We start from the raw sequence: 20,326 nt of genomic DNA, 5'->3' as shown, positions 1-20,326 counted from the left end.
GACAGGGGTGACCGGCCTCGACCGAACGACGGATGACACACGCACCGTGACGATGACCGGCGCGAGGACCAGCAAAAGTAACGTTGCGTGAGTGACGGAACATCGCGGCCACGGGCGCGGCCGATACCTCGCGCCCCGGCCGCGACACCGGCGCCGGCGCCGGCAACCCGGGCTGATCCTCGCCGTCTGCGCCACGCTCAGCCTGGTCAGCCTGGCCCTGATCGGCGCCCGATTCGTCCAGGTGCGCAGCAACCATCCGGTCCCCCGGTTCGAGCAGAACACCTCCCGGGCGATCGCGACGCCGAAGGCGTACACCCCGAAGAGGGCGACCCCCGACGTGGCGCGACAACGCCGTAAGAAGCGCCCACCCGTCGTGCTGGGCGTGCTTGATCAGGCCGGCCTCACGCGGTACTGCGTCGCGACGACGGGCCCGCTCACCACCGCCGAACTTCAGGGCGGCACGTGGATGTGCGAGCCGTTCCTGGGCGCCGCCCAGCCGGCCGACCTGACCGCGGCGTGCCGCCTGATCCACGCCGACCCGAAGGCCGAGGCGAAACCGGCCGGCCCGGGAAGCTGGCGCTGCGTCACGGAAGCTGCGTAGGATTCCGGCCATGAACGCGCGATTGACCATGTGGTGGCCCGCCTGACCGGCGGCCCACTCCCCCGCGCGTGATCGACATCCGCGGCCGCCTCCCCGAGGCGGCCGTTTCGCGTTTCCACCGGCCGGGCGTCTCGGGCAGGCACGAACCCGAGAAGAGACCCGATGCCACCGTACGCACTGCTCCACCGTGACGGCGCCGACCATGTCGAGGTGCTGACCGGCCACGTCGTCACCGTGGCCACGCTCGCCGAGATCCCGCCGGACGACACGCTCGCGCTGATCCCGTACCGGCAGATCACCGAGCGCGGCTTCGACTGCGTCGACGACGACGCGCCGCTCGAATGCCTGGTGATCACCGGCCGCGAACGCAAGCCGCTCAGCGCCTATCCGCCGGGCGAGGTGACGGTCACCGGCGGCGGCTTCGACATCGACGACGACGCGTACGCCGAGATCGTCACCGAGGTGCTCCGGGACGAGATCGGCCGCGGCGAGGGCTCCAACTTCGTCATCCATCGCGTGTACGAGGCCACGATGGACGGCGACGCGGAGCAGGCGTTCGGCCGGCTGTTGCACGGCGAGCAGGGCGCCTACTGGACGTTCCTGGTGCACACCGGCACCCGTACCCTCGTCGGCGCCTCACCGGAACGGCACGTGAGCGTGCTCGACGGGCTGACCATGATGAACCCGATCAGCGGCACGTTCCGGCATTCGGAAGGAGGCGGCCTGCTCGACTTCCTCCGCGACCCCAAGGAGGTCGAGGAGCTGCTCATGGTGCTGGACGAGGAGCTCAAGATGATGGCCGTCGTCGCCGAGCACGGCGGCCAGGTCGTCGGCCCCTACCTCAAGCAGATGGCCCACCTCACCCACACCGAGTACCTGCTGGCCGGGCGCGGCTCGCTGGACGTGCGCGAGGTGCTGCGCGAGACGATGTTCGCGCCCACGGTCACCGGCAGCCCGATCGAGAACGCCTGCCGGGTGATCGCCCGGCACGAGCGGCGCGGGCGCGGCTACTACGGCGGGGTGCTGGCGCTGCTCGGGCACGACGAGGCGGGCCGGCCGACGCTGGACGCGCCGATCCTGATCCGCACCGCCGAGATCTCGCCGACCGGCGCGCTGCGGGTTCCGGTCGGCGCCACCCTGGTCCGGCACTCGACGCCGGCCGGTGAGGTCGCCGAGACCCACACCAAGGCCGCGGGGATCCTGGCCGCGCTGGGCGTCCGGCCGCCGGCTTCCTCGTCGGGCCCGCCACCCGAGATCGACACCGCTGAGGTACGCCGTGAGCTCACCAACCGCAACACCGACCTGGCGCGGTTCTGGCTGGACGAGCGGGCGCCCGCGCTGAGCACGTTCGCCGGGCGTTCGGTGGCCATCGTCGACGCGGAAGACACGTTCACGGCCATGCTGGCGCACCAGCTCCGCTCGCTGGGCCTGCGCGTCACCCTCACGTCGTACCGGAACGTCGGTCTCCTCGACGCCGACCTGGTCATCGTCGGGCCGGGCCCGGGCGACCCCGGCAACCCGGGCGACCCGAAGATGGCCTACCTGCGCGGCCTGACCACCGGCCTGCTCGCCGCCGGGCGCCCGGTGCTCGGCGTCTGCCTCGGCCACCAGATCCTGTCCGGCCTGCTCGGCCTGCCCCTGCACCGCCGCGACGCGCCCTACCAGGGTGTCGCCCAGGACATCGACCTGTTCGGCCGGCCGCGGAAAGTCGGTTTCTATTCCAGTTTCACCGCCCGCTCCGGGGACGATCGGCTGATCAGCCCGTACGGCCCGGTGGAGATCGCCCGCGACCCGGCCGACGGCAGCGTGCACGCCCTGCGCGGCCCCGGTTTCGCCGGCGTCCAGTTCCACCCGGAGTCGGTGCTCAGCCGCGACGGCATCGCCGTTCTTCACGATTTGCTGCCTCCGTTGCTCGCCCGCGCGATTAGTCCGGCGAACATCGGGTAGCGAAAGGACTGTCGGTGGTTCAAGCGGATCGAGAGCCTCCGCTTGGACCACCGACCCAGTCGTTACTGATTCACCAGCAGCTCGCCCCGGGGGTGCATGGTGTGCAGCACCGAGGTGCCGATCCGGATCGTGGTGATCAGGCCGGCGTCGCGCAGGACCGAGGCGTGGTGGCTCGCGGTGGCGGGTGAGATGCCCAGCCGGCGGGCCAGTTCGGTGGTGGTGCAGCCGTCGGCCGTGGCCTCCAGGATCGCCGCCCGGGTGCGTCCGATGAGTGCCGCCAGCGGGTTGTCGCTGGTGCGGCGGGCCGGCGCGAGGCGTACCTGATCGGGGTCGAGCGGATAGACCAGCACCGTGGGCAGGTCGGGATCGCGCAGCACGGTCGGATGTTGACGGCAGAAGAACGACGGGATCAGGCGCAGGCCGCGGCCGTTGAGCCGGATGTCCCGGTTGACCGCGAACCCGTGCAGCTCGAGCACCGGCCGGCGCCAGCGCACGTTCGGGTGCAGGCCGGCGAACAGCGCCTCCAGCCCGCCGCGGGCGACCTCCTTGGCCTGGGCGACGCGGGTGGCGCCGACCGCCGCCCGGATCTGCATCCAGTACGGCTGCAGGGCGGTCTCGTAGTAGCGCTCGATCTTGCCGGTCAGGTCGTGCACGGCGGCCTTCTCGGCGGCGGCCAGGGCCTTGAACCGGTTGTCGACGTGGGGCTGGTAGGCCGCCAGCACCGCCAGGTCACGGCGGAAGGTCGCGGCGGAGGTGTGCCGGATCGCGTCCAGACCTTCCTGAATCCCCTCCGAGCCGATCTCCGGCGTCAGGAAATCCGGTGAGTAGCCCTTCGGCGGGGCCAGCGCCAGCAGCGGGCGCAGGCCCGGGTCGAGTTGCCGGCCGACCCGGGCGCGCCAGCCCGCGTACATCGGCGGCGGCTGACGCTCCTGCAACATGTGCAGGCTGAGCAGGGTTTCCCATAACGGATCAGGTTCATCGGAGAGCCGGATCCGGGCGAGATCGTCTTCCGTGAAATGAATGCGCAGCACCGCAGGCTTCCCCGTTCCTCGGTTGCCGTCCACTGTGTTGGGTCAGTCTGGTCGACACAACCCGGTAAGACTGTCAGGTTCCGAACAATCCGGACGGTTTTCACCATGGTCGAATGGCCTTGCGTCCGGTGGGCATACGTTCAAGTCATGGAATATCGACTGCTGGGGCGCAGCGGCTGCGCCGTCTCCGCCCACTGCCTGGGAACCATGACGTTCGGCAACGAGTCCGACGAAAAGGTGTCACACGCCCAACTCGACCTGTTCGTGGAGCAGGGCGGCACGTTCGTGGACACCGCGGACGTCTACTCGGCCGGCGAGTCGGAACGGATCATCGGGCACTGGTTCGCGTCCCGCCCGGCCGAGGTGACCGAGCGCGTGGTGCTGGCCACCAAGGGCCGCTTCGCGATGGCCGAGGAGCCCAACGGGCTGGGCCTCTCCGCCCGCCACCTGACCCGCGCGCTGGACGCGTCGCTGACCCGGCTCGGCGTGGACGCGATCGACCTCTACCAGGCGCACGCGTGGGACCCGCTGACCCCGATCGACGAGACGCTGCGGACGCTCGACTCGTTCGTCCGGGCCGGCAAGATCCGCTACTACGGCTTCTCCAACTTCACCGGCTGGCAGCTGACCAAGGCGGTGGCCCGGGCCCGGGAACTCGGCCTGGTCGCCCCGATCAGCCTCCAGCCCCAGTACAACCTGCTGGTCCGCGAGATCGAGTGGGAGATCGTGCCGGCCGCCGAGGACGCCGGCCTGGGCCTGCTGCCGTGGAGCCCGCTCGGCGGCGGCTGGCTGACCGGCAAGTACACCCGGGACCAGCGGCCGACCGGCGACACCCGGCTCGGCGACAACCCGCAGCGCGGCATGGAGGCGTACGACCGTCGTAGCACCGACCGCACCTGGACCGTGGTCGACGCCGTGCAGCGCGTCGCCGAGGGCCGCGGCGTCTCGATGGCCGAGGTGGCGCTGTCCTGGGTGACCGACCGCCCCGGCGTGACGTCGACGATCCTGGGCGCCCGCACCGTCGACCAGCTGGCGACCAATCTCAGCGCGGCCGGGCTCCACCTGACCGACGCCGAGACGGCCGTCCTCGACGAGGCGAGCGAGCTGCACGCCCCCGACTACCCGTACGGCGAGCTGGGCGTGAACCAGCGCGACCGGGCGCTCTAGAGACGGAAGCGGGCGCCGGAGGCCGGCGCCCGCCTTCGCGGTGGGTCAGGAAGCAGTGGGTCAGGAAGCGGCGACCCCGGCCGCCCGGCCCTCGTGCAGGGTCACGTTGCGACCGTCCTTGGGGTCGAAGAGGTGGATCTTGTCGAGGTTGAGCCACACCTTCAGCGAGGCGCCGTCGCGGACCCGGGACTCGGCCGACAACCGGGTCACCAGGCTGGTCCCGTCGCTGGTCGGGAGGTCGGCCCCGCCCGCGTCGGCGGCCAGGTCGGCCAGGTCGGCCGCGGTCGCCGCGCCGCCCTCGACGGTGAAGTACACGTACTTGTCCGACCCCATCGACTCAACCAGGTCGACCGGCGCCGTGAATTCGTACCCGTGGGACCGCTGTCGATCTTCGACCAGCGCGGCGTCCTCGAAGTGCTCGGGCCGGATGCCCAGCACCAGCTCGCGCGGCGCGTCCCCGGCGGCCAGCACCCGCTGCATGCGCTCGCCCAGCGGAAGCTCGCCGATCGCGGTCTGCAACTTGCCCGAGGCCACCGTGGCGGGCAGGAAGTTCATCGACGGCGAGCCGATGAACCCGGCCACGAACAGGTTCTTCGGGTGGTCGTAGAGCGTCTGCGGGTCACCGACCTGCTGGATGTGACCGCCGCGCATGACCACCACCCGGTCACCGAGGGTCATCGCCTCGGTCTGGTCGTGGGTGACGTACACGGTGGTGGTGTTGAGCTGCTTCTGCAACCGTGACACCTGGGTGCGCATCTGCACCCGCAGCTTGGCGTCCAGGTTGGACAACGGCTCGTCCATCAGGAACACCTTGGGGCTGCGGACGATCGCGCGGCCCATCGCCACCCGCTGCCGCTGCCCGCCGGAGAGGTTGGCCGGCCGGCGGTCGAGATACTCCGAGAGGTCGAGCACCTTGGCCGCGTCGTTGACCTTCTTGTCGATCTCGTCCTTGGGCAGCTTGGCCAGCTTCAGCGGGAACGCCATGTTCTCCCGGACGGTCATGTTCGGGTAGAGCGCGTACGACTGGAACACCATCGCGATGTCCCGGTCCTTGGGCGCCTTGTCGTTGACCCGCTCGCCGCCGATCCGCAGCTCGCCGGACGTGATGTCCTCCAGCCCGGCGATCATGTTGAGGGTGGTCGACTTCCCGCAGCCGGACGGGCCGACCAGGATGAGGAACTCGCCGTCGGCGATCTCCAGGTCGATGCCGTGCACGGCGGTGGTGCCGTCGGGGTAGCTCTTGGTCACCTTGTCGAGAACGATGTCAGCCATGGATTCACCTAGCCCTTGACCGCGCCGGACGTCAGCCCCGCGACGATGCGCTTCTGGAAGAACAGCACGAACAGGATGATCGGGATCGTGATGACCACGGCCGCCGCCGAGATGGCGCCGGTCGGGTCCTCGAACTGGGAGGCGCCGGTGAAGAACGACAGCGCCACCGGGACCGTGCGGGACCGCTCGGTCGAGGTCAGCGAGATGGCGAACAGGAAGTCGTTCCAGCAGAAGATGAAGACCAGGATCGCGGTGGTGAAGACGCCCGGCGCGGCCAGCGGCGCGATCACCTTGCGGAAGGCCTCGGCCTGGGTGGCGCCGTCCATCTTCGCCGCCTTCTCCAGGTCCCACGGGATCTGTTTGAAGAACGCCGACAACGTGTAGATCGCCAGCGGCAGCGCGAACGTGATGTACGGGAGGATGAGCCCGGGCCAGGTGTCGAAGAGGCCGGTCTGCCGTTCGATGTTGAACAGCGGGGACACCAGCGACACCTGCGGGAACATGGCGATCAGCAGGGAGACCCCGACGAGCAGGGACTTGCCCGGGAAATCGAGGCGGCTGATCGCGTACGCGGCCATCGTGCCGAGCACGACCGCGATGACGGTGGAGATGAGCGCGATGCCGATCGAGTTGATCAGCGCGCGGACGAACTGATCGGTCTGGAAGATCAGCCGGTAGTTGTCCAGGGTCCATTCGCGCGGGATGAAGTTGCCGTCGGTCAGCGTGGCCGTCGTCTTCAGCGACAGCGACACCACCCACAGCACCGGGAAGATCGCGAAGACCACCACGATCGCGTCGAGCAGCCCCCACTTGAGCTTGGCCTTCGGCGAGGTGTCCACCAGTGCCATGTCAGCGCCTCCCGCCGTCGTCGCTGCTGCCGGGTGCGGCGGTGCCGAACAGCTTCACGAAGATGAACGCGATGATCGCGACCGTGATGAAGATCAGCACCGACATCGTCGAGCCGATGCCGAGGTTGAGCCCCTTGATCAGGTTGTTGTAGGCGATCATCGACACCGACGAGGTCTCGTTGGCCCCGGCGGTCAGGACGTAGATGTTGTCGAAGACGCGGAAGGCGTCGAGGGTCCGGAACAGCAGCGCGACCAGGATGGCCGGCTTCATCACCGGCAGCATCACGTTGGTGAACCGCTGCCAGCCGGTGGCACCGTCCATCGACGCCGCCTTGAGCAGGTCGTCCGGCACCAGGGCGAGCCCGGCCATCAGCAGCAGCGCCATGAACGGCGTGGTCTTCCAGATCTCGGCGAAGATCACGATGGCCAGGGCGCTGGCCCGTTCGGTGAGCGGGGCGCCGTCGGCGAACAGGTTGGCCAGGTAGCCGGTGTCGGGGGTCCACGCGTACCGCCAGCTGAACGCCGCGACCACCGTGACGATGCCGTACGGGATCAGCGCCGAGGTCCGCACCAGGCCGCGCCCGATGATGGTCCGGTGCATGATCAGCGCGAGCCCCATGCCGAGCACCAGCTCGACCGCCACCGACACGATCGTGATCAGCATGGTCACGCCGAACGCGGTCCACCAGTAGCTGTTGGTCAGCACGGTCGCATAGTTCTCGAACCAGACGAACTCCCGCTCGTCCGGGAACTTCAGGTCGTAGCGCTGAAGCGACAGCCAGAGCGAGTAGATGATCGGGTACGCGGTCACCGCGACCATCACCAGCGCGGCCGGCGCGCACAGCAGCCAGCCGAGCTTGCGTTCCTGGCGTTTGCCCTCACTCAGCACCGGCTTCGACTTCCCGGCCGGTTTCTCCGCGACCGGTGGCCGCTCCTGCTGAATCGTCACGGCAGCACTCCCTTCGAGTCGAGGGCGTCCTGGATCGACTTCTTCAGGGCGTCGGCGGTCCGTTGCGGGTCGATCTGCGACGGCGGCGACAGCTCGGCGGCCACCACGGTCGAGAGGTTCTGGTACGCGGGGGTACGCGGCCGGGGCGCGGCGTCCTTCAGCTCGTCGAGCAGCGCGTCCTTCATCGGGTACGCCTTGAGCATGTCCGGCCGGTCGTACACCGCCTCGATGCTCGGCGGCTGACCGGCGTTGACCGCGAGGTACTCCTGGCTGTCCGGCCCGCGCAGGCACCGGATCGCGTCGAAGGCCAGGTCCGGGTGCTTGCTGTACGCGCTGACCGCCATGTTCGAGCCACCGATCGTGGTGATGCTCGGCGTGTTCGCGTCGATGCCCGGGTAACGGGCCCAGCCGACGTTCTTCAGCAGGTCCGGCGCGTCGCCCTGCATGGACGCGTAGACGTACGGCCAGTTCACCTGGAACGCGCCGCCGCCGTTCTGGAAGGCCAGCCGGACGTCGTCCTCGATCGCGTTGCTGAACGACGGGCTGACCACGCCCGAGGTGGCCAGCTTCTTCATGACCTCCAGCGCCTTGACCGTGCCCGCGTCCATCACCGCGGTCTTGCCGTCGTCGCTGACCACGTGCCCGCCGGCGCTGGCGACCAGGCTGTTGAAGAGCACGACCAGGCCCTCGTACTGGGCGCCCATGGTCAGGATCTGGTAGGGGTTCTTGCCCTCCTGCTTGAGCTGCTGGGCCTGCTGGATCATCTCGTCCCAGGTCTTCGGGGGCGTCGGGACGAGATCCTTGCGGTACCAGAGGAGCTGGACGTTGGTGTTGTTCGGCGCGGCGTACAGCTTGCCGTCGTACTCGGCGGACGCGAGCGGGCCCGGCAGCGTGCCGTTCTCCACCTCGGTCTTGTCCTGGCCGGTGAACTCCTTGATCCAGTTCGCGCTGGCGAACTCCTGGGTCCAGGTGACGTCCATGCCGAGGATGTCCATGCTGTCGTCGTTCGCGGCCAGCCGGCGCACCATCTGCACCCGCTGGTCGTCCGCCTGCCTCGGCAGCACCTGGTAGACGATGCGGTACTTGCCGCCCGCCTCCTGGTTGCACCGATCGACGACGGTTTGGAAGTTCTCGACGGGGAATTGATAGAGGTTGAGGACGGGAGTTCCGCTCTCGTTGTCGGATCCGCACGCGGCGAGTGGAGCCACCAGGGCGATCGCGGCCCCCGCCGCAATGGTCCGGGCGCGTATCGATCGCCGTCGCGGATGTAGATGTTGGTCAGCCATTGACCCTCCATCCAGCCTGTGGGGCGTGTCGTAGCTGTCCCGTGCCCCTCCGTCACCGTTGACAAACGCGAATGCATCGTTGACCTTGACCGTGCCTAGGATGAGTTCATGCAGGTGACTTACTACTTCGATCCGCTCTGTCCCTTCACGTGGCGCACCTCGCGGTGGCTGGTGAAGGTGGCGCCCGAGCGTGACCTCGACATCCACTGGCGACCGTTCAGCCTGGCCATCCTCAACGGCGGCCTGGCCAACGCGCCCGAGCAGTGGCGGGCGCCGGCCGAGGCGTCGTTCTCGGCGCTGCGGCTGATCGCTTCGCTTTCGGGTTCGCCTGAAGGCGACGCGGCCATCGGCCGGTTCTACACCGAGATCGGCAACCGTACGCACGGCGCCGACGCGCCCATCTCGGCGGAGATCGTCCTGGCCGCGGCCGAGGCGGCGGGCATCGAGGACACCAAGGCGCTGCACGACGAGTCGCTCGACGCGGCCGTGCGGGAGTCGCACGACGAGGCGTTCCAGTCGGCCGGGCCGGACATCGGCTCGCCGGTGCTGTGGCCCGAGGGCGCGCCGCGCGGTGTGCACGGCCCGATCATCGGCCCGGTACCCGACGTCGACGAGGCCGTGAAGATCTGGGACGCGGTCGCGGTACTGGCCGCCGGCGACACCGTTTTCGAGGTCAAGCGCGGCCGACCCTGACGGTTTGGCGACGCGGGGCGGATGGGTATCCGCCCCGGATGGTCGAACCCCAGGTCAACCTGGATCCTCAGTCCCTCAGCCCGGTCGAACGCAAGCTCCAGGGCCCGCTGGAGGATCAGCTCTCCTCCGCGCTGGCCGCCGCGACCGACAAGATTTCGGAAAGGTACGCCGGTGAGAATGTCGACCAGCTGACCGAGCAGTTGCTGATCGAGACGCGGACCCACCTGCACCCGGACATCGCCGCGGGCTTCCAACCGGACCAGGCCGAGCTACGCCGGGTGGCCGAAGCGATCATCACCCGGGCCGGGGTGATCATCGAGGCATAGCCCAGAGAGGTCGGGGGAGACCCACATGGATCATGACTCGACCTGTCGCTACGCCGAACGCACCCTGCACGCGATCGCCGTGCAACGCATGAGCCCGGCCGGCTGGCGCCGCTACGAGGCCGCCGTGCTGGGCATGCAACTGGCCGTCGACACCGCCTCGTGGGAGGAACTCCGCGCGACCGCCGACGCCCTGGCCACGCTGCGCGTCCCCCACCACAAGGCACACGCCGACCCGGGCCGCACCGAGCAGCCGCCCCGCCTGCACGCCGCGACGATGCGCCTGGCCCAGGCCCTGGCCCAGTTGGTCTCCGGCTAGATCCCCGTCGCGTCCGGCGCCAGCGACTCACTCGAATTCGCCACCTGGTTGTGCGTAACGGGTGGACGTGAAACGGTCTTGTCGTGCCGGATCGTGAGTTCATGGTGGTCGAACTGCCGAATACCGGCGACACCCGAGGCAGCAGTTTCAGCGTGCCGGTCGAGCTTGTCGGCAGCTCGTTTCCGGTGGCCGACATCCACCTGGCCACCATCGCTCCAGGTGCCGTGCGAGGCAACCACTATCACGTCCTCCGGCATGAGATCTTGCTCGTCCTGGCCTCGGACCGCTGGTCGCTGCACTGGGATGAGGGGCCGGGAGAAACTCCACAGAGCCGTCGCTTCGAAGGGTCCGGTGCGGTTCTCGTGTACGTGCCGACGGGAATGTCACATGCGATCCGTAACGACGGATCAGCCGCACTGACCATGGTCGGGCTGACTGATGGACCCTACGACCCGGACCAGCCGGACGTTTATCCCCGGGCAGTCGTGTCACTGGTTCCCTGATCGAATCCGTACGCCGCGGCCCGCTCCGTCAACTCGCGCAGCATGCCGCGCCGACGCCCGTACCGCAGCACCTCGATCTGCTCACCAGCCCTGCGCAACCGGTCGCGGACCGTGGACCCTACGGCTACACGTTCACGGCTGGTCATGACGGGCCAGTAGGCAAGGTCCAGTGCGGCCCACTGGAGATCTGTGTCGGCCATGAGCAACCGCATGCCGGCTCCGGCGGCAGCACCTGCCGCCTTGGTCAGATCTCGGACCGCCGTGGCGTAGTCCTCGGTCCGCCGGCCGATTCGAAGGAGATGAGATCGTTCGAGCAGACCACGGACCACGTAGTCGGCATAGCCGACGCTGCGCAGACGCACGATCGCATCATCGACAATCGGCCTGGCCGCCACCAGGCGGTCGGGATCCCACTCGCCCTGCTCGACCATGGACCTGGCCGCGGCACCGACGACCAACGGGCGGAGGGCACGGGAGAGCTGCGACGAGTTCTTGCCGTTCAGTGCCCAACCCGGGTCCTCCGCCTGCTCGACGATCTCTCGTGCTCGGCCGGTGTCGATCAGGTAGTAGCCGTACCGATAGGTGTTCTGTGAGTAGACGAATGGGTAGTCCGAGCCGTCGACGGCCTTCGCCTCGGCGAACCGATCGTCCGCCTCGTCGAGCTTTCCGAGCATGAATGCGACCTCGGCGTGGCAGGACCGCGCGTACATCTGGAAGTACGGCACCGACGCTCGGTCGGCGAAGGTCATTGCGCGCCTGCTCATCAGCTCGGCCGTCACTCCGCCCTCGGGCTTCGGACTCTCCAGCGCTCCGGCGATCACCAGCAACTCGGTGTACAGCGATGCCGCGAATGCTGCCTCGGCGAGGTGGCGCCCGTCGATCTGGGCTCCCGGCCGATCCCTCTTCTCCGCATCGTCGATCACGTCCAGCAGCGCGCCGCAGCTGGCCCGGGCGTCTCCTAACCGGCCGAGCTGACGAAGCCTGAGGCTCGCGTTGGACATCACGGTCACCTCAGCCTCGAGCGTGAGGGACAGGTCGCGGAGCTCGTTCCATCTCGGGAGGCGGACGTAGTGCGACAGAGCGACCACCTCAGAACCGACCATTCCGAGGCGGCGGGTGGAGAAGCTCTCGCGAGTGCCCCGCCAGACCCGAGGAACCAAGATGTTGTCGAACACCTCCTGATGGCGCTCGATCGCGCAACCGTGGTGCACGGCTGTGTAGAGCAGATTCATCTTCGCGGCGTCCTCAGGCTGCGCCGGCGCCTTGCGTTGGTAGTAGTCGAAGAGCGCCGCATGCCCCAGCCGCCAGAGATCCCCGGAATGTTGACGCATCCGGTCGCGGAAGTGTTCCCGGACGAGAGGGTGGGCATCGAGGGTTCCGCGCAGTTCCGGTAACTCGTCACTGACCAGCCCCATCTCACGCAACTTGTCGACGGCATCGTTCCACTCGGGGTCGCCCACTCGTCCATTGCCACCGTGGGAACCACGCCGGATGGCACTCAGCACGACCGACATCTCTTCCGGTGGAGCTGGGCGATCGAACAGGCCGATGATGCTCAGGATCTCGAGCTCGCGCGTACACCGGTGCTCCGTGAGCCAGCCCGCGTACTTCTCCATGATCCGACGCGCGTGGCCACGCCCGTCGGTGGCCGCCAGCCCCCGCAGCTCCAGCCGCCCGGACAGACGGCCCGCGTGCACGTCGCGCACGTACCGGCCGAGGAGATTCACAGCGAGAGCATGTCCGTCGACGTCGCGCACCGCCTCCAGCAGCTCGCTCTCCACCAACGGACCAGGTCCGCCGATGATGTGGCGGAGCAGGTCGGCTCCGGCCGCGGGATCGAGGTTGCCGAGTTCGAGAAGCCTGACCGTCCCGCGGCCACTCTCCGCCGCATCAGCCTCGAGCGCTGTCGGTCTGACCCGGGTGGTCATGAGGCAGAGCCCGCCCCAGCCAGGCTCGGCGAGTTCGTCGATGAGCATCGTCATCGCCGAATCGGTGAACTGGCCCCCGACGTCCGGCGCACTCAGCGGGTACTGGAGCGGCTCCACACCGTCGAGGATGACCAACGTGGGCCGGGATCGAATGTGCTCGGCCAGGCGGCGGGCTCGATCCGGCGCGCTGAGCAGATCGGCCTCGCGCACACCGTACCAATGGAGCGTGTCGATCATGAACGGCTCCGCGGACACCATCCCGTCCTTGGTGCCCTGGCTGTAGAAGGACCAGGCGAGCAACTTCCGGACTCCCGGATAGTTCTTGCCCCGCATCTCCCGGAGCCAGTAGTTCACCAAGGACGATTTACCCACTCCGCCCAGTGCGGCGATGCAAAGAATGCTTGTGCCTCGATCGTTCCAGGCGGCACGCAAGAAGTTCAGATCAGCCTCTCGGCCGTACAGATCACGAGTGGTGCTCGGTAGCCCGCGGTAGTAGATGTCGTCGTCAGGCAGCGAATCACTCGCCATGCCGAACGCCCCGGCATCGCTGGCGGGCGACGGCGCCGAGTTGCCCGCGACGTCATGAGGGCTCAGCTCGACGGCTTGCCCCAGTGCTCTGTAAACCTGTTGTTCCTGCGCTGAGGTACCGCCGATGACCATCAGAGGGAGTGATCCGCTCCCGGTCGGTGACATGGGGTCGTACGCCATTCGGCGCAGCACCGTGCGTACATCGCCCCAGCCGGCATCGCCGGTGTCGACGAGATCCAGTCCCACGATGCCGGTGACCATCGCGCGGGCGCTCGCCAGACGTTTGATGGACGCCGCGGCACGGCCGATGTCGCGGTCAGCGTCGCAGACGATGTCCACCATTCCCCCGGCCCGGGAAAGCAGCGCCAGAAGGGCCCTGCTGCGGTGCGAGCTCCCGGGACCGACGACCCAGAAGACTCGGAGGCCGTTACCCTTCCGCTTGCGATGTCCGGCCTTGAGCCAGACATCGAAGACTTCGCCGAGCCGATCGAAGTGACGTTGCAGGTTGTGCAGACCGCCACTCCGGAGCAGGAAGACGTCGACGGTCTCACCCTCGTCCAAGGGCGGGTCGTCATCGTCCGACTCGGCCCGACCCGCGGCGAAGTCGGCATCCGTCCACACAATTGATCCACACTCGGCGAGGTCGGCACGGATCTGGACGGCCCCGCCGGACATCCCGCGGTTGAGCTTCGGTGCGATCTCGTGCGCCAATCGGCCGAGCAGGTCGAACAGAACCTCGGCGGAGGCCGTTGCGGCGAACTGCTTGTATCTGTCGTCGCGATCCGGGCCGGCATGGTCCATGACACCCTTGACGACCATCCAGTACGGAACACCAGCAGTGCGGGCGGCCTGTGCCACGGTCACTGCTTCCATGTCCAGCGCGACGACGGACCTCTTCTGCCCGGTCAACGTCGTCCAGATATCAGGGTCCTCCCGTACCGCACTCAGTGTCGCGACCTGCCCCTTGAGCACGTTGAACGGAAGCCGGGCCGGTCCCCCACCGGCATCCTGGATCCTCCGCGCCAGAAGCTCTCGTCCCTTGCCGGTCAGCCGCCATCGGCCGGCCGTGAAGCTGATCAGGCCGTCGGCCTCCATCCGGTACGGCATGGCCGGCCAGGTCTCGTCCGAGAAATACCGCGTATACGCGATGTGCTCCAACGGCTGCTCACCGGCATGAAGTCGGTCAAGTATCCAGAGCTCTCGGTCCGCACTTGTCGGGGCGCCGAAGCTCGGCAGGTGTCCGGCATCTTCCGACAGCAGCTCAGCGGCTTTCAGGATCCGCGCGGCGGCCTGGTAATGGCGGAAGTCCGGTGACAGACCCTCGGTCCTCCGCTTGCCCTCCTCCGCCGAGAACACATAATCGGCGACCACGACATCTCCGACCGTCGTGTACTTCGGGTTGCCGGCGCACACCCCACACATCGCGATGCAGCGTGGCTCGAGCTGTCCGGCGAGCATGGAGAGCACGGCCGAGGTCGTGACTACGCCCATTCGTTCCGGCCGGGCAAGCGCGAGCGAGAAACGCGCGCCGTCACGATCCAGGTAGTCCGCGGTGCCATACCGAATGGCGTCGTCGTCCCGATCCACCCAGTTGGCGATTCCCGGCTCGCCGTCGGAGGTAGCCGGGCCGATGCGCCGGACGGCATCGAACTCTTCCCGCAGGGCGGTCACGATCAGGACGTCGACACCGCTCATGATTGGCTCTCAAGCGTCTCGGGTGTCTTATCGGCGACGGGTGCGGCCGGCTCCACACCAAGATCCGCGTACCTGATCATCTGGACGGCGAGGAGCGCCACCACGAGGAGCTCGAGGACCGAGACCGATAAGAATATCCAGCTCCATGGCCCGTTCACCCAGTACACGATCAGGGCGGCCAAGGCGGAGACGCAGAAGGTTCCCAGGTCGACGACCAGTTGAAGAACCTTCCGGGAGCGACGGAAGCGATCACCCCGATGTGCTTTCTCCCAACCGAATACACCGTCGTGGTGTGCGGCGAATCGCGGACGAAGGGTCTCTCGGATGTAGGTCCCGATCGCTGACACCTTCTCGTCATTGACCAGGTAGGTCCAGCCCAGCACGGTGCTGACCGCCGGCAGCAGGAGGAGGAGATTGGCATGGCCCTTCGAGGAAAGCGTTGCCGCGATCACGGCGGCCATCGACCCCAGAGTGGCGTAGATCAGATTGTCCCGGAACCCGATGCGGCTCTTCTGCTCCTCCTTGAGCCGTTCGTATTCGACGATGAGCAGCCGCTCGATGGAGATCTCCGAGTCCGTCATGTTGACCTTCTCTCGTGACCGGGAGCAGACGGCTGATTCGCACGAGCCGACTCGGTGGCCAGGTGCAGCGACGCCGCGGCCGCCGGGAGCAGGTCGCTCAGGTCCACCGATGAGGGACGCGTCGCCGGCCGGAACTCGTCGTCGAGAGCGAGCTCGACGACGTTGCCCACCTCCCAGTTGTGACCGTCGACCAGCCACTGACAGCGGTCGGGCTCGTGCACGAGGAGCAGAACGCAGATCTCTGGCCGAAGGGTGAGCAACGGGACCGACACACCGGTCAGACGTAGTTCGGCCTCGCCCGCTTCGATCGCCTTGACCAGATCGCGCACGGGCACGGTCGCGTTCACCTCGGCGGCGCCGGAGGTCTCCAGGCGATATCCGAACATCTCCTCGGCGTACTCCCGGAGAACCGTTTGCCGAACAGAGAAGCCCTCGCGCCAGTCTGTCCTGGTCGCCCCGGACGGAGCCAGGATCCCGGCCGGGGCGACGTGCAAGAACCCAGGATGCGTACGAACGTGTGCCGAGCGACGCACCAGCAATGCGTTGTGACCTGTCGGAGCCGGATGAAGGATGGTGACGGCAACCGACATGGCGCCCGCGCGGAACCTGCCGTCCAGAACTGGATCGGCCCCGTCGAGGCGGCGGTGCAACCAGGCTCGCCGAGGTAGCGCGTCCATCCGCGCCGGATGGTCCGGATCGGCGACGAGAGTCTGGACGAACTCCTGCTCCAATATCTCCGCGGTGGCCAGCGAGGCGAAATAGGATCCCGGCTTCGCGTCGATGCGGGGACCGTTCGACGTGTTCCGGATCCGGACCGCTGCGTAGGTCGGCCCATCGTGCAGGCCGGGATGTGCGAGGCTGCCGGCGTACTCCCGGTAGTCGGCCTCACCGCGAGGGTCGAAGCCGAGAGACCGGAAGGCTCGGCCCGGGTCGGCGTCATGCTCCGCCGGGATCAGACCCAGATCGAGGTCGCCGAGGGCGCTGTCCGGGTCCTCCCCACCGGGAGCGGGAAAGACGGTGGCAGGAAACATCGTGTTCCCGAACCGGACCAGCTGATGGCCGGGGTAGAGAGCGGAGATCGTCGGGGCCCAGCCCCGGCCGGCCAGTACGCGTCCGGTCGTTGTCATCCTCATGCCGGATCCTCCGCCAGCCGTCGGTCCAGATCAGCGGCCTGCGGCATCTGAATCCGGTGATACAGGTCGCGGGCGGCCGTCAGGTGGCGCCTTCTCGCGGCGGGATCGCCGGCCCTCTCAGCGGCATCACCGAGAGCAACGAGCGCGGCCGCCTCCCACCGCGGAGCGATCGAGTTCCGTGCCGCGGTCAGGCAGGTGTCGGCCAGGGCACGCGCGTCATCCGGCCGTCCCGCACGGACCAGGAGGGCCGACCTGTTGAGGTCGCACATCACCGTGACCAAGTCATGTTCTCCCTTGACGGACAGCTCGTGGCTGATCCTGACCCACTTGTTGGCGTCGTCCAGGGATCCCAGGCGTGTCTGCGCGTCCGCAGCCGCCTGAACCGTCAAGGCCTCACAGAGCCTGTCCTCGATCGTGGCGAAGATCTGCCGGGCGGTGCGGAGGCTCTCCATAGCTCCGCTCAGATCGCCTCGATCAGCGCGGAGCTCCCCGATGTTCCACCGCGCAAGCCCTTCGCGGCGCTTGTCCTTCAGCAGCAGGAACACGGCGAGTGCGTCGTCGAACAGCTTCTCGGCATCGTCAAGTCGCCCGCACAGCAGGCATATCTGGCCGATGTGGCGGTCGGTGTTCGCGACCCAACGAGCATCACCCAGCTCGTCGAACAGGACGCGGCATCGCGCGAACCAATCCATCGCCTCGTCCCACTCGGCACGCAGATGCAGGGTGTCTCCCAGGCTGATCATGGCGATGGCCGCCGACCGCCGATCCCCGGATCGCTCCAAGATCGGCAAGGCTTCGCGGAAGGCATCGACGGCGAGCTGGGTCTGGCCCTGCGCCCGATACACGCCGCCGATGCTGGAAAGTGCCGTGGCGGCTCCGGCCTTGTCGTTGATGCTCACGAAGGCCGCCAGCGCCGCTTGCATCGCGATCAATGCCTTCCCGCGATGGCCCGCGAACCGGTATGCCTCGCCGAGTCGGACACGCGCACCGGCCGCGCCGCCGACGTCGTCGAGTTCCGTCAGAATGTCCATGCTCTTCGCCAGGTCGATCACCGCATCGTCGCCGCTGTGCAGGTACCAGGCGCGGAGGTCGCCCCTCAACCGGAGCAGCTCGGCGTAGGCGTGCGTGGCGCCGTCTGCCTTCGCGGCGCGCAACCCGACGTCGTTGACCTGTTTCCACTCGGTCCACAGGCTCGGAACCTCGAGCGCCGGGATCAGCTTGCACGCGATCCGCCAGACCACGGCATGCAGGTCGAAACGATCAGCGAGCTCCACCACCTCGACGAGGCAGCTCGCCTCCTCGGCGACCCAAGCCGCCCAATCCCTTCCCGACTCGGGTACCTCGAGCGCGAGATGGGCTTGATCGGCCGGCCGCAACTCGTCGTATGCCATGGTCACTCGCCGTAGGACAGTATCCGCGAGACGGGAGACGGCCATGTGCTGTTCGGCCGCCGGCTCCTCGGTCCGGAGGAGGTCTCGGGCGAGTTCGCGTACGAGGTCATGAAACCGGCCGCGCACGAACTTCCCGTCGTGTTCGACTTCGATGACGAGCCCGGCCCCGATGAGTTCGTCCAGCAGAGTGTCGGCTTCGGTCGTGCCGACGTCCAGCAGCGCGGCGAGGGCCCAGACGGGCAGATCACCCTGCCCCAACAGGGAAAGCAGACGGAACGCTCGCTGTTCGTTCCGGCCGATGAGGTGGAGGTAACTCAACTCGATCACGGCGCGGACACTTCGTTCGCCGGCGGTCAGGTGCGGCAGCCGCCGCACCTGGAGCTTCGTCTCCAGCCAGCGGAAGCGACGGCCCGGCCTGCTGTCGAGCTGGTTCGCGCAGATCCGGACGGCGAGGGGAAGTCCGCCACACATGTCCACCACCGCGGTGGCCGCCTCCAGCTCGGCGTCGACTCGGCTTCGACCCACCACACTCCGGAGCAGTTCGAGGCCCTGGTCCCGCTCCAGCAGGGTGACCTGTTCGCGGCTCACCCCATCGAGTTCCATCAACGACCGTCGGCTGGTCAAAATGACTACGCACCGTCCAGCCGTGGGCAGAAGGTCACGTACATGGGCGGCATCCGAGGCGTTGTCCAGCAGCAGAACCGTGGTGCGTTCGGCGAGGTGCCGCCGATACCGTGCCAGACGGTGTTCCGGCTTGATCCGGGACACGTCATCGCCGAGTTCACCGAGAAAGCTCATCACCACGTCATCGGAGCGTTTCCGGCGCTCCGGCGCTCCGGCTCCGTTGAGGTTGACGGAAAGGAGGTAGGCGCCCCCTTCGCGCAGGTGACCAGCGATGCGTGTGGCCACCGTGGTCTTGCCGACTCCGCCGGGTCCCCACAGGACGACGATCGCCGGCTGTGCCTCGATGCCCTTGATCACCGGGGCCAGCCGGCCGACCAGATCGTTGACGAACTGGTCCCGGCCGACCAGATCGGGAAGGTCGCGTTCAAGCTGCGCGGTGGCGGACGGGTTGGTCGAGACAGGCACCGACGAGCCCATCAGTTCGGGAAGCAGCGCGTACAGAACCTCGGCTGCCGCCCGGGAGGCGAAAGGCTGGTGCTGGTCGTCCTTGTGGGCGTCGCCATGATCCGCGACGCCTTTGATCACCAGCCAGTGGGGAACGTCGCGCTCGCGGGCCACCGTGGCGATCGTCGCGCACTCCATGTCCAGCCCGGCCGTACGTCGCATTCCCATGTTGGCCAGGCGTTTCCAATGCACCTGGTTCCTGACCACCGAGTTGCCGGACGCCATCGGCGCGACCACAACCCGGAACGGAAGCGCCAGTGGACCGTCCACGGTGTCGTACCAGCGCTGAAGCGCCTGCTGCCTGCCCTCCTCCGCGAGGAGGAAGGAACCGTCCTGCGACCGAGCGATCAGCCCTTCTTTCTCCCAAACCGCAAGCCGCGGCCCCCAGGTTTCCGCTGCGAAGTACCGCTCACGACCCGGGTGTCCGCGTGGATCCTGGTTTCGCCGCAGACGCTCGAGCAGCCACCACTTCGAGTCATCAGGCGAAACGGTTCCCTGGCTCGGCAGATCGGCCGGATCGAACTCCTGGGTGACACTCAGCCAAGCTCTGTTCATGGGAAGGGGGTCGAGGTCAGGCTCAAAGCCCGTCTCAGTTTCTCTTCCCTCGTCCCAGACGTAGGCGTGCGACGCGACGACCACATCGCCGATGTCGGTGTACTCGGGGCTTCCCGCGCACATACCGCACATCGCCAGACAGCGTGGATTCATCTGTTCGACCAACGCCGTGGCGATCGGGGCCAGATGACGGCCGCCCATCGCCGGTTGGCGGACGAGCGCGACCGACAACTCGCGGTGATCGCCATAGCGATAGGTCCCTCGCCAGTACGGCGAAGAGGCACCGGGCCAGGCCGACTCCACCCAGCCCGCCACCCCCGGCCCGCCATCCGGCTTGGCCAACGCGGCGGACTTCGCCGCGTCCAACTCGACCTTCTTCGCCACGACGATCAACACATCGACCCGGTCTGCCGCCACGGTCCGCCGCCTTCTTCGTCCGACGGGCCAC

Annotated in this window: 16 protein-coding genes; 7 read left to right on the top strand and 9 right to left on the bottom strand. The window is 68.0% G+C overall.

What is annotated here, in order from left to right; genetic code table 11:
- The first annotated feature begins 91 nt into the window (after positions 1 to 91).
- Positions 92 to 601 (top strand): hypothetical protein, encoded by a 510-nt coding sequence (locus AB0M54_RS05360; RefSeq protein WP_364469262.1) that lies wholly within the window; start codon positions 92 to 94, stop codon positions 599 to 601.
- Between the two features lie 162 nt (positions 602 to 763).
- Positions 764 to 2,548, top strand: a complete 1,785-nt coding sequence (locus AB0M54_RS05355) for an anthranilate synthase family protein (protein ID WP_364469260.1) — start codon at positions 764 to 766, stop codon at positions 2,546 to 2,548.
- Positions 2,549 to 2,610: 62 nt separating this feature from the next.
- Here the strand turns inward: AB0M54_RS05355 and AB0M54_RS05350 are convergent, their stop codons facing one another.
- Positions 2,611 to 3,579: a winged helix-turn-helix domain-containing protein gene (locus tag AB0M54_RS05350; RefSeq protein ID WP_364319828.1), complete on the bottom strand. Its 969-nt coding sequence runs from the start codon at positions 3,577 to 3,579 to the stop codon at positions 2,611 to 2,613.
- 147 nt (positions 3,580 to 3,726) lie between these two features.
- Between AB0M54_RS05350 and AB0M54_RS05345 the strand changes: the two genes are divergently transcribed.
- On the top strand, positions 3,727 to 4,746 hold the full coding sequence (locus AB0M54_RS05345; RefSeq protein ID WP_364319827.1) for an aldo/keto reductase: 1,020 nt from the start codon (positions 3,727 to 3,729) through the stop codon (positions 4,744 to 4,746).
- 60 nt (positions 4,747 to 4,806) lie between these two features.
- Here the strand turns inward: AB0M54_RS05345 and ugpC are convergent, their stop codons facing one another.
- From ugpC to AB0M54_RS05325, 4 genes are read right to left on the bottom strand one after another with little or no spacing between them, the layout of a single operon-like run.
- Positions 4,807 to 6,018: a sn-glycerol-3-phosphate ABC transporter ATP-binding protein UgpC gene (ugpC, locus tag AB0M54_RS05340; protein ID WP_364319825.1), complete on the bottom strand. Its 1,212-nt coding sequence runs from the start codon at positions 6,016 to 6,018 to the stop codon at positions 4,807 to 4,809.
- A gap of 8 nt (positions 6,019 to 6,026) precedes the next feature.
- Positions 6,027 to 6,866 carry a carbohydrate ABC transporter permease gene (locus tag AB0M54_RS05335; RefSeq protein WP_364319823.1) on the bottom strand — a complete coding sequence of 280 codons (840 nt, stop codon included), beginning with the start codon at positions 6,864 to 6,866 and terminating at the stop codon, positions 6,027 to 6,029.
- Position 6,867: 1 nt separating this feature from the next.
- Positions 6,868 to 7,809, bottom strand: coding sequence for a sugar ABC transporter permease (locus AB0M54_RS05330; RefSeq protein WP_364469676.1), 942 nt, complete (start codon positions 7,807 to 7,809; stop codon positions 6,868 to 6,870).
- Between the two features lie 2 nt (positions 7,810 to 7,811).
- Complete coding sequence (locus AB0M54_RS05325) at positions 7,812 to 9,023, bottom strand: ABC transporter substrate-binding protein (protein WP_364469258.1); 1,212 nt, start codon at positions 9,021 to 9,023, stop codon at positions 7,812 to 7,814.
- Between the two features lie 186 nt (positions 9,024 to 9,209).
- Here AB0M54_RS05325 and AB0M54_RS05320 point away from each other — a divergent pair, with 186 nt between their 5' ends.
- The 4 genes from AB0M54_RS05320 (at position 9,210) to AB0M54_RS05305 (ending at position 10,939) form a co-directional block, all read left to right on the top strand.
- Positions 9,210 to 9,794: a hypothetical protein gene (locus AB0M54_RS05320; protein WP_364469256.1), complete on the top strand. Its 585-nt coding sequence runs from the start codon at positions 9,210 to 9,212 to the stop codon at positions 9,792 to 9,794.
- 38 nt (positions 9,795 to 9,832) lie between these two features.
- Positions 9,833 to 10,120 (top strand): hypothetical protein, encoded by a 288-nt coding sequence (locus AB0M54_RS05315; protein ID WP_364319817.1) that lies wholly within the window; start codon positions 9,833 to 9,835, stop codon positions 10,118 to 10,120.
- Between the two features lie 25 nt (positions 10,121 to 10,145).
- The gene (locus tag AB0M54_RS05310) at positions 10,146 to 10,436 is read left to right on the top strand and encodes a hypothetical protein (protein WP_364319815.1); all 291 of its coding nucleotides are present in this window, start codon (positions 10,146 to 10,148) and stop codon (positions 10,434 to 10,436) included.
- Positions 10,437 to 10,537: 101 nt separating this feature from the next.
- Positions 10,538 to 10,939, top strand: a complete 402-nt coding sequence (locus AB0M54_RS05305) for a hypothetical protein (protein WP_364469253.1) — start codon at positions 10,538 to 10,540, stop codon at positions 10,937 to 10,939.
- Here AB0M54_RS05305 and AB0M54_RS05300 read toward each other — a convergent pair.
- From AB0M54_RS05300 to AB0M54_RS05285, 4 genes are read right to left on the bottom strand one after another with little or no spacing between them, the layout of a single operon-like run.
- Positions 10,906 to 15,090, bottom strand: a complete 4,185-nt coding sequence (locus AB0M54_RS05300) for a hypothetical protein (protein ID WP_364469251.1) — start codon at positions 15,088 to 15,090, stop codon at positions 10,906 to 10,908. The genes AB0M54_RS05305 and AB0M54_RS05300 overlap by 34 nt on opposite strands.
- The gene (locus AB0M54_RS05295) at positions 15,087 to 15,671 is read right to left on the bottom strand and encodes a hypothetical protein (RefSeq protein ID WP_364469249.1); all 585 of its coding nucleotides are present in this window, start codon (positions 15,669 to 15,671) and stop codon (positions 15,087 to 15,089) included. The genes AB0M54_RS05300 and AB0M54_RS05295 overlap by 4 nt, the downstream gene beginning before the upstream one ends.
- Positions 15,668 to 16,804, bottom strand: a complete 1,137-nt coding sequence (locus tag AB0M54_RS05290) for a hypothetical protein (protein WP_364469247.1) — start codon at positions 16,802 to 16,804, stop codon at positions 15,668 to 15,670. The genes AB0M54_RS05295 and AB0M54_RS05290 overlap by 4 nt, the downstream gene beginning before the upstream one ends.
- Positions 16,801 to 20,295 carry a tetratricopeptide repeat protein gene (locus AB0M54_RS05285; protein ID WP_364469245.1) on the bottom strand — a complete coding sequence of 1,165 codons (3,495 nt, stop codon included), beginning with the start codon at positions 20,293 to 20,295 and terminating at the stop codon, positions 16,801 to 16,803. Before AB0M54_RS05285 ends, AB0M54_RS05290 begins: the two co-directional genes overlap by 4 nt.
- Between the last annotated feature and the right edge of the window lie 31 nt (positions 20,296 to 20,326).

The organism is Actinoplanes sp. NPDC051470 (genome assembly GCF_040682035.1).
Lineage (GTDB): Bacteria > Actinomycetota > Actinomycetes > Mycobacteriales > Micromonosporaceae > Actinoplanes.
This window is presented reverse-complemented; position numbering and strand designations above follow the sequence as displayed.